Origin of the sequence: Promicromonospora sp. NPDC057488 (assembly GCF_042802395.1) — a bacterium.
In the GTDB taxonomy this organism is placed as follows: Bacteria; Actinomycetota; Actinomycetes; order Actinomycetales; family Cellulomonadaceae; genus Promicromonospora.
In genome coordinates, this window is record NZ_JBHVEG010000213.1 from 1 (window position 1) to 9,443 (window position 9,443).

A 9,443-nucleotide genomic window follows, 5' to 3' on the forward strand; every position below is an offset into this window, starting at 1 on the left:
GGTCAGCAGCGCTCGCTGCTGACCACCCGGCCCCTCGTCGGTCAGGTCCGCCCGGCCCGGGGCGGACGAGCCGTCGGGTCAGACGTTGCCCGGGCCACCGGCCGCGCCGGCCACGGCAGTCGGGTTACCGATCCCGGTGCCCTCGATGGTCTGACCGGCGGTGCGGCTCGACAGCAGCCGGGACAGCTGGTGCGCCACCAGGGTGAGCAGCAGGTTCAGCACGATGAACACCACGGCCACGACCGTCAGCACCTGCAACGGGTTGCCGTCGGCCGAGTAGACGATCTGCCCGGTGCGCAGGAGCTCCTGGTAGCCGATGAGCTGGCCGAGCGCCGAGTCCTTCAGGACCACGACGATCTGCGACACCATCGCGGGCAGCATGGCCACCAGCGCCTGGGGCAGCTGGATGGAGCGCAGCGTCTGACCCGGCGTCAGGCCGATCGCGAGCCCGGCCTCACCCTGGCCGCGGGGCAGGTTCCCCACGCCCGACCGCACCAGCTCCGCGATGACGGAGCCGTTGTACAGGATGAGCGCGACCACGACGGCGAGGAACGCCTTGTCGCTCACGCCGGGCAGCAGCTGCCCGAACAGGCCGTAGAAGAACACCATCATGAGCAGCACGGGGACGGCCCGGAAGAACTCGACCACGGTGCCGCACACCCTGCGCACGAGGGCGAGCTGCGACAGCCGGCCCATGCCGAACACGAGACCGAAGGCGATCGAGCCCACGATCGCGAACGCCGCCGCCCGCAGCGTGTTGAGCAGGCCCGGGATCAGGTAGTACTGCCAGGTGCGCGCCGAGACGGCGTCCGCCCAGAGCTGGGGCTCCAGCTGGCCCTTGGCGTCGAGCTGGAGCAGGACCCACGCGGCCACCGCCAGCACGACCACCGCGCCGATGATGTTGCCGACGAGGGTCCAGCTACGCGCCCGGGGGCCGGGGGCGTCGAAGAGTACCGAGGCGCTCATCGCTTCACCGCCAGACGCTGGGACAGCCAGGTCGTCAGCAGTCCGATGGGGATCACCAGGATGACGTAGCCGATCGCGAACACCGCGAAGATCTCCCAGAGATAGTTGGGGTTGAACTCGATCATGGTCTTCATCGTGGAGGAGGTCTCCCAGGAGACGCTGGCCGCCGCGGCCACGGTCGAGTTCTTCAACAGCGCGATGAGGGTGTTGCCCAGCGGGGCGGTGGCCCCACGGAACGCCTGCGGAAGGATGATCAGGCGCGCGGCCGGCAGGAACGACAGGCCGATCGCGCGGGCGGCCTCGGCCTGGCCCAGCGGGACCGTGTTCACGCCGGAGCGGATCGCCTCGCAGACGAACGCCGCGTGGTAGACGGCCAGGCCGACGACCGCGAGGCGGAAGAAGTTGTCCTCGAAGTTGTCGGCGAGCTGGATCTGGAGCGCGGTCCACACGCCCATGACCATGAAGGTCATGATGATCGTCAGCGGGGTGTTGCGGAAGATGCTCACGTACGTGGCGCCGGCCCAGCGCAGCGACGCGATGGGGGAGATCCGCATGAGCGCGAGCAGCGTGCCGAGCACCAGCGCGATCAGCGCACCCCAGAACGTCAGCTGGATGTTGGTCCAGAACGCTCCGAGCACGTCGTACTGCTGCAGGAGCGCGCCGAGCCCTGACAGATAGTCGTTCACGGGTCACCTTTCGGGAGAGGCGCGGCCCTGGTCGGCGCGCCCCGGTAGGTCACAGTCGCGGACGGCGGGATGCCGCCCCGCAGCGAACCGGGATCGCGTCTCGCTGGGCGGACGCGATCCCGGTGCACTGCGAAGGAGACGTCAGGCGCAGGCGTCCGGCGTCGGCGGGTTCTGGTCCGCGTTCGGGGTGTAGTCGGCGCCCTCGGTGTTGGCGGCGACGAGCTCCTCCCACGTACCGTCGTCGATCATCTTGGTGATCGCCGCGTTGATGTCCTCGCACTTGTCCGAGTCCTTCGGCAGGCCGACGCCGTAGCGCTCCTCCGAGAACGGGGCGCCGACGACCTTGAGCTTGCCCTCACCGTTGGCGGCGGAGAGGCCGGCCAGGATGATGTCGTCGGTGGTGACGGCGTCCACCTGGCCGGCGACCAGGGCGGTGACGCACTCGGCGTAGCCCGGGCGCTCCAGGAGCTGCACGCCCTCGGCGTAGTCGGTCTTGATCTTCTCCGCCGACGTCGAGCCGGTGACCGAGCAGAGGTTCTTGCCCTCCAGGTCCTGCGGGCCGGTGATGTCGGTGTTGTCGGCGGCGACGAGGAGGTCCTGCCCGGCGACGAAGTACGGACCCGCGAAGCTGATGACCTCCTTGCGCTCGTCCGTGATCGAGTACGTCGCGAAGATCATGTCGACGTCACCGTTCTGGAGCATGCTCTCGCGGTTGGCCGAGGGCGTCTCCTTGAAGGTGATCTGGTCCTCGCTGTAGCCCAGCTCGTTCGCGACGTACCGGGCGACGTCCACGTCGAACCCGGTGTACTCGGCGCCGTCCTGCAGGCCGAGGCCCGGCTGGTCGTACTTGATGCCGATCGTGATGCCGTCGCCGCCCTCGGACGCGCCGCCCTCGGGCTCGCCGCCGACCTCGGCCCCGCCACAGGCCGAGAGCGCGAGGGTCGACGCCGCGGCCATCGCCATCAGCCCCATGGTGTGCTTGCGCATGATTCCCCTTCGATAGTTCGGGGTCCGGGTAGGACCCCTTGGGTGGGATCAGTCAGTGAAAGATCAGTGGGTCAGGATCTTGGACAGGAAGTCGCGGGCCCGCTCGCTCTTGGGCGCCGTGAAGAACTCCTCGGGCTGAGCCTCTTCGACGATCTGCCCGTCCGCCATGAAGACCACGCGGTCGGCGGCCTTCCGGGCGAAGCCCATCTCGTGGGTCACGACGATCATCGTCATGCCCTCCTGGGCGAGCGCGACCATCGCGTCGAGCACCTCGTTGACCATCTCGGGGTCGAGGGCCGACGTCGGCTCGTCGAACAGCATCACCTTCGGCTGCATCGCCAGGGCGCGCGCGATCGCGACACGCTGCTGCTGGCCGCCGGAGAGCTGGGCGGGCATCTTGCCCGCCTGGTTGCCGACGCCCACGCGGTCGAGCAGCTTGCGGGCCTGCTCCTCCGCGTCCTTCTTGCTCAGCCCGCGGACCTTGCGCGGCCCGAGGGTGACGTTGTCGAGCACGGTCTTGTGCGCGAACAGGTTGAACGACTGGAAGACCATGCCGACCTCGGCGCGGAGCTGCGCGAGGGCCTTGCCCTCCTCGGGCAGGGTCTTGCCGTCGACGGTGATGGTGCCGTCGTCGATGGTCTCCAGGCGGTTGATCGCCCGGCACAGCGTGGACTTGCCGGACCCCGACGGGCCGATCACGACCAGCACCTCGCCCTTGCGGACGGTGAGGTCGATGTCCTGCAGCACGTGCAGCGCGCCGAAGTGCTTGTTCACGCTCTTCAGCTCGACGAGGGGCGCCCCGAGGGCGCGGTCCGACGTCGGAGCGTCCACGGTGTTGTCGGCCGCCGGTTGGCCGGTGGTCGAGGTGCTCTGGTCCATCCCTTGAACCTAACGATCCGATGTTTCAAGGACCAAGTCGACCGGTCATCACTGCACAACGTTTCGGTAACAGATGCCCGTTATATGCCTGGATCAACCGTTCGGCGGGCCTCGAAAGGGGTCGTAAAATCGAGGCGATGTCCACGACCGCCCTCCCCTCAGCCCTGCCCGACGCCGCCGCGACCGACACCGCCGTCCGTGACGAGGCGCCCGAGGCACCCCGCACCTACCTGGTCCGCACCCTCGGGTGCCAGATGAACGTGCACGACTCGGAGCACATGGCCGGCATGCTGGAGCAGGCCGGCTACACGCGCGCGTCCAGCCAGGACGAGGCCGCGAACGCCGCCGACGTCGTGGTGATCAACACGTGCGCCGTCCGCGAGAACGCGGCCAACAAGCTGTACGGCAACCTCGGCCAGCTCGCGGGCATCAAGGCGACGCGCCCCGGCATGCAGATCGCCGTCGGCGGCTGCCTGGCGCAGAAGGACCGCGGCGACATCGTCGCGAAGGCCCCGTGGGTGGACGTCGTGTTCGGCACGCACAACCTCGACGCCCTGCCGGTGCTGCTGGAACGCGCGCGGCACAACGAGGCCGCCCAGGTGGAGATCGCGGAGTCCCTCCAGGTCTTCCCGTCCACGCTGCCGACCAAGCGCGAGTCGGTCTACGCCGGCTGGGTCAGCATCTCGGTGGGCTGCAACAACACCTGCACCTTCTGTATCGTGCCGCACCTGCGCGGCAAGGAGCGCGACCGCCGTCCGGGCGAGATCCTCGCCGAGGTCGAGGCGCTCGTGGCCGCCGGCGCCATCGAGGTGACGCTGCTGGGCCAGAACGTGAACAGCTACGGCGTCGAGTTCGGCGACCGCGGCGCGTTCGCCAAGCTGCTGCGGGCCTGCGGGCAGATCGAGGGCCTGGAGCGCGTGCGGTTCACGTCCCCGCACCCGGCCGCCTTCACCGACGACGTCATCGCCGCGATGGCCGAGACCCCGAACGTGATGCCGCAGCTGCACATGCCGCTGCAGTCCGGCTCCGACCGCATCCTGCGGGCGATGCGCCGCTCCTACCGCTCGGAGAAGTTCCTCGGCATCCTCGACCGGGTCCGCGCGGCGATGCCCGACGCGTCGATCACCACGGACATCATCGTGGGCTTCCCGGGCGAGACCGAGGAGGACTTCGCCGAGACCATGCGCGTCGTCGAGGCGTCCCGGTTCAGCTCGGCGTTCATCTTCCAGTACTCGCCGCGCCCGGGCACGCCTGCCGCGACCATGGAGGACCAGCTCCCCAAGGCCGTCGTGCAGGAGCGGTTCGAGCGCCTGCTCGCCCTCCAGGAGCGCATCGGCGCCGAGGAGGCGAACACGCAGGTCGGGCGCACGCTCGAGGTGCTCGTCGCCGAGGGCTCCGGCCGCAAGGACGGCGCCACGCACCGCCTTTCGGGCCGCGCGGCGGACAACCGCCTCGTGCACTTCGGCCTCACCACCTCGCCCGACGACGTCGCGCCCCACCCCAGCGTCGACCTCACCCGCGCACCGGCCGACCTCGACGACCCGCGCCTGGCCGACGTCGTCCCCGCGGGCGTGCCGCGCCCCGGCGACATGGTGACCGTGACCGTCACCAGGGCCGCCCCGCACCACCTGATCGCCGAGCCCGCCGACGTCGCGGGCCTCGTGGTGCGCCGCACCCGGTCGGGCGACGCCTGGGTCGCGCGCGAGAAGGCGCGGCTCGGCGGGGGAGAGGACGAGCACTCGCACGGCACGCCGGCGCCGTCGGGCCCGGTCTCGCTGGGCCTGCCCACGCTGCGCCGCTGAGACCGGGGCCCGAGCCGCACGGCCCGGGCCCCGGTCCTGCTCAGTCGCGAGGCGCGCGGCGCGCCAGCTCCCGGGCCCGCGCCCACCGGCGTGCGGCGACGACCGCCAGGCACAGCCCGAGCAGCCCGAACGGGATCACCAGGTACCAGGGGAACATGTCGCCGACGGCGTACCCGCGCCACTGGTTCTCCCCGGCCCGGCCGGACACCTGTGCGGTCCACCAGCTGAGCGCCGAGAACCCGGCCATGACCCAGCCGACGGCGGACAGCGCGGTCCACATCCATGCGAGGCCACGCGCCCGGGCCGGGTCCCCGCCGTCCGACCAGGGGCTCGCCGGGCGCTGCGCGTTCACGCGACCGCCTCCGCGAGGATGCGGAACGTCGGGTCCGGCCGCACCGGCGCCGGCTCGAGCTTCTGGTCCACGGGCCCGTGCACGAGCTGCCAGGTGTCGTCGGCGGCGACGCGCACGGCCGCCGTCCGGGCGCCCTTGGCGTCCGTGACCTTGACGCTCCCGCCGAACGGCCGCCCCTGCAGCGTGCGGAACGCCGTCCGGACGTACCGCGACGCGGCGACCCGCACCGGCTCCGCGGGCTCCAGGGGCAGCACCTGCCAGATCCCGTTGGGCCGGGGCTCGACGACGACCGACCCGTTGGGCGAGCCGATCAGCAGCGCCGCGTTGTTCTCCCGGTCGGTGATCCCGGCGGCCTCGACCCAGGTGTCCGCGGTGAACAGGACGTTCGACAGCGCGGCCAGCTTGCCGACCGGCACCAGGGCGCCGTCCTCCGTCCGGGCCAGCCGCCGGACCACGAGCGAGCTCAGGCCCGCGCCGAGCAGCGGGGAGTCCTGCGGGAGCTCCGGCAGCCGCAGCAGCTCCGTGGTGCGCCGGCCCGCCTCGGTCGTGCCCTGGCTGAGCAGGGTGATCAGCTCGAAGGCGGTGAGCTCGAGCAGCGCGACGTCCGGGTCGGCGGACACGTCCCGGTCGGGCGTGATGTTGTCAGTCATGTCTTTCTGTCCTCCCAGTGGCCGCTGAGGGCCTCGTTCAGGCTGTCAGTGGTGTGGGTTCAGCTGAAGAGGCCGCCGATGGCCTTCCCGGCGCCCTTGAGCATATTGCCGCCGGCATCGAACGCGTCCCCGGCGGCGTCGGCGATCCCGCCCACCGCGTCGGTGCCGCGGTCCCAGGCCCAGCTTCCGGCGTCGGTCACGGCCTCCGAGAACGGTTTGTCGGAGAAGGCGTTCCAGGCCATCCCCACGGGGCTGTAGTTGACGAGGTTCTCGCTCAGCGGGCGGTCGGAGACCAGGCCGTTGATCAGCGAGAGCCCGCCCCAGATCGCCGCGCCGCCGGCCACGAAGGGGCCCGCGGGGGTCGCCGCGGTCGCGAGCACCGCGACGCTCAGGCCCGCCGTGATGGCGCCGTCCGCGCCCCCGTAGAAGTCGCCCTCCGACCACTCGTCGAACGCCTGGAGGCCGCCCGTGACGATCCCCGCGACCGCGAAGACCTTGCCGAAGGCGTCGAGCAGGTGTCCGCCGGCGCCGAGATCGGCGAGCGAGTCGACCGCCGTCCCGGTCTTGACGATCCAGTTGAACAGGTCCTGCCCCAGCCCACCCGCGGTGAGCCCGTTCGACCAGCCGCCCAGGGCGTCGTCGAACCACTCCGGGAAGCCCTCGTCCTCGGGGTTCCCGGCGGGGCTGCCCTCGCCGGCCTTCGTCCCGATGCCGCCGGTGCCGCCGAGGCCGGAACCGGCCTCGCCCCCGCCCGCGTAGTCGCTGCTGGTCTCCTCCTGCGCGTCGGCGTTGCGCTCCAGGATCCCGCGCACGTCCGCCAGGCTGCCGGACACACCGCGGATGGCCGGCGCGTGATGCCCGTCCCACTCCTCCCGGAACTGGTCACCGCCCGGTCCCAGCCAGTCCACGCTCGACAGCACGGACGTGACCTCGGTGACGGTGTTGTCCAGTGACTGCGACGCCCCCTCGAACTCTCGTGCCAGGGCGCGCAGCTGTGTGATGTCAGCGCCCCACATCTCACCCATCGGGTCCCCTGTCGCTCATCCGGTCGTTGTCTGTTCACGACCGTAACTGACCTGCGACAACAGGGCTAAAAAACGATACGGGTAGAAGTACCCGTCGGGTCCGTGGGGACCCCGCGGGCGGGGGTAGGGCTAGCCGGCGGCGTCGTCCCCGTCGGCCTCGTCCGGCTCGGTGTCCGGCGGCGGGGCCAGGGACGCCACGGTCGAGAAGAACTGGCTCGCCGTCACCAGGCCGCACGACACCGTCTGGGCGAGCTGCTCCTCGGTGGCGCCGTGCTCGAAGTCCACCGACACCTCGGCGTACAGGGCCAGCCCCGCACCCTCCTCGCGGGTGTAGACCTTGGGCCAGATGCGCTCGCGGTTCCAGTCGTTCGCCGCCTGGAGCACCGCGAGCCGCGCCGCGGCGGGCAGCGCGCCCGCCCAGCGGCCCCGCACCTGCAGGATCTCGTCGTGCTCGCCGAGCAGCAGGAACCAGAACCGGTTGCCGTCCCAGGTGCCCGTCACGTCGCCGTCGTCGTCGATGCGGAAGCGGTAGCCGCGCCGCGACAGGTCGTCGCCGACCCGCTGCGTCGTCAGCGGCCGCGGCTTCTCGACCGGGGGGTTCGCGAGCGTGCGGACCTGGGCGCCCGCGGGGCGCCGGGCTACCGGCGGACGTGGGTTGAGCAGGCGCGCGAGCCAGCGGCCGGCGCCGCCTCCGCTCCGGGGCGGGCTCATGGCGCGGACCTCAGCGGGTCGGGGAACGTCTCGTCGAGATGCTCGAAAAACATGGAGCCCGTTGTCAGCCCGCACTGCAGCAGCTGGTCGAGCTGGTCCTCGGTGACGCCGTGCTCCAGGTCGACCGTCACCTCGGTGTAGACGAGCACGGCGCCGTTGTCCCGCACGCGCACGTACGTCTTGGGCCAGATGCGCTCGGCGTTCCACTCGTTGCACAGCTCGAGGATCTCCTCCAGCCGCTCGATGGTCAGGTCCCGGTGCCACTGCCCGCGCACCTGGAGCACCTCGTTGCTCTCGCCGACCATGAGGAAGTAGAACAGCCAGCCGTGCCACAGCCCGCCGACGTCGCCCTCGGAGTCCACGAAGTAGCTGAACCCGTTCTCGCCCAGCCACTCGACCACGCGGTCGCGCGTCAGCGGCTCGGGAACGGAGGAGGGATCGTCGAGGCCGCCCGTCAGCTCACGCAGCAGCACGCCCTCCACCTGCGCCCGCAGCTCCTCATCGTCGAGTTCCCTGGGCTCGGGCTGTTGCGGGCCGGTGGCCGCACGGTCGCCGTCGCCCGCCGTGTTCCGGCGTCGTGACCCGAAGAACCTCACCAGCCCACAGTACCTGCCAGACCCCTCCTCCCGCTGCGCCCTTTGCGTGGAAAGGGGGGTGGAATCGCCCAGGAGCCGCTGGATGGCGGGGCCGATGCTACTTTCGTCCATCGTGCACGCCGTGATCCTGCCCGCGACCCCGCTGCTCGTCCCCGGGACGGTCCCTGGCCTGCGCACCGACCCGCTCGCCGACGTCCGGCAGGCCGTGTCCGCCGCGCTGGCCCGCCTCACCGCGGGCGACCGCGTACCGCTGGTCCTCGCGCACGGCCCCGCGCTCCGGCACGGCCGGCTGCGCCCGTCCCTGGTGGGTTCCGGCATCGGCGACCGCTGGCTGCCCGACGACGCGCGCCGGCTCTGGGCGCCGGGCCTCCCGGTCGCCGGGACCGGCGCGTCGGTGGCGCTGCTCGCGCTCGCGGACGTGCTCGGGGCACGGGCCGCCGACGTCGAGGTCCTGGAGGTTCCGCCTGCCTGGACCGGGTCCGACGGTGCCGGGCCGGACGGCGCCGGAGCGGACCCTGTTCGCGACGCGCTGCGCGCCGCCGCCGGCCTCGTCGTCGCCGGCGGGGGAGCGCCAGGCGGCCTGGAGACCGCTCCGGAAGCGCTCACGGCGGGCGTCCGCGCCGCCCTGCGCGCCGTGGGCTTCGATGCGTGGACCCCGCAGGTCTTCGCCCAGTCGCACGACCACCTGCCGCCGAGCTACCAGGTGACCACGCTGACGTGACGGCCCCGCGGGGTCGGCACTTTCCTGTGATGTCGGCAGTCTGCATCGAGGTCGGCAGAGGCCTGTGC

11 protein-coding genes are annotated in these 9,443 nt (G+C 71.7%); 2 read left to right on the plus strand and 9 right to left on the minus strand.

Annotated features, from left to right (window positions below):
• Positions 1 to 78 precede the first annotated feature (78 nt).
• From ACFU5G_RS26800 to ACFU5G_RS26815, 4 genes are all read right to left on the minus strand, one after another.
• Positions 79 to 966, minus strand: coding sequence for an amino acid ABC transporter permease (locus ACFU5G_RS26800; protein WP_377251608.1), 888 nt, complete (start codon positions 964 to 966; stop codon positions 79 to 81).
• Positions 963 to 1,652 (minus strand): amino acid ABC transporter permease, encoded by a 690-nt coding sequence (locus ACFU5G_RS26805; protein ID WP_377251610.1) that lies wholly within the window; start codon positions 1,650 to 1,652, stop codon positions 963 to 965. The genes ACFU5G_RS26800 and ACFU5G_RS26805 overlap by 4 nt, the downstream gene beginning before the upstream one ends.
• A gap of 141 nt (positions 1,653 to 1,793) precedes the next feature.
• Entirely contained in the window at positions 1,794 to 2,639 is an 846-nt protein-coding gene (locus ACFU5G_RS26810) for a glutamate ABC transporter substrate-binding protein (protein ID WP_377251612.1), read from the minus strand.
• A 63-nt stretch (positions 2,640 to 2,702) separates the two neighbouring features.
• Positions 2,703 to 3,518, minus strand: coding sequence for an amino acid ABC transporter ATP-binding protein (locus ACFU5G_RS26815; protein WP_020016773.1), 816 nt, complete (start codon positions 3,516 to 3,518; stop codon positions 2,703 to 2,705).
• A 137-nt stretch (positions 3,519 to 3,655) separates the two neighbouring features.
• Between ACFU5G_RS26815 and miaB the strand changes: the two genes are divergently transcribed.
• Complete coding sequence (gene miaB / locus ACFU5G_RS26820) at positions 3,656 to 5,320, plus strand: tRNA (N6-isopentenyl adenosine(37)-C2)-methylthiotransferase MiaB (RefSeq protein WP_377251614.1); 1,665 nt, start codon at positions 3,656 to 3,658, stop codon at positions 5,318 to 5,320.
• 40 nt (positions 5,321 to 5,360) lie between these two features.
• Here the strand turns inward: miaB and ACFU5G_RS26825 are convergent, their stop codons facing one another.
• From ACFU5G_RS26825 to ACFU5G_RS26845, 5 genes are all read right to left on the minus strand, one after another.
• A complete protein-coding gene (locus tag ACFU5G_RS26825) occupies positions 5,361 to 5,672 on the minus strand; it encodes a hypothetical protein (protein ID WP_377251616.1) in 312 nt (103 codons plus the stop codon).
• Entirely contained in the window at positions 5,669 to 6,322 is a 654-nt protein-coding gene (locus ACFU5G_RS26830) for a hypothetical protein (RefSeq protein WP_377251618.1), read from the minus strand. The genes ACFU5G_RS26825 and ACFU5G_RS26830 overlap by 4 nt, the downstream gene beginning before the upstream one ends.
• 59 nt (positions 6,323 to 6,381) lie before the next feature.
• Positions 6,382 to 7,347 (minus strand): WXG100 family type VII secretion target, encoded by a 966-nt coding sequence (locus ACFU5G_RS26835; protein ID WP_377251620.1) that lies wholly within the window; start codon positions 7,345 to 7,347, stop codon positions 6,382 to 6,384.
• Positions 7,348 to 7,476: 129 nt separating this feature from the next.
• Positions 7,477 to 8,058 carry a YbjN domain-containing protein gene (locus ACFU5G_RS26840; RefSeq protein WP_377251622.1) on the minus strand — a complete coding sequence of 194 codons (582 nt, stop codon included), beginning with the start codon at positions 8,056 to 8,058 and terminating at the stop codon, positions 7,477 to 7,479.
• Positions 8,055 to 8,654, minus strand: a complete 600-nt coding sequence (locus ACFU5G_RS26845; protein WP_232216120.1) for a YbjN domain-containing protein — start codon at positions 8,652 to 8,654, stop codon at positions 8,055 to 8,057. Before ACFU5G_RS26845 ends, ACFU5G_RS26840 begins: the two co-directional genes overlap by 4 nt.
• 94 nt (positions 8,655 to 8,748) lie before the next feature.
• Here ACFU5G_RS26845 and ACFU5G_RS26850 point away from each other — a divergent pair, with 94 nt between their 5' ends.
• On the plus strand, positions 8,749 to 9,375 hold the full coding sequence (locus ACFU5G_RS26850; RefSeq protein WP_377251624.1) for a hypothetical protein: 627 nt from the start codon (positions 8,749 to 8,751) through the stop codon (positions 9,373 to 9,375).
• Positions 9,376 to 9,443 lie beyond the last annotated feature (68 nt).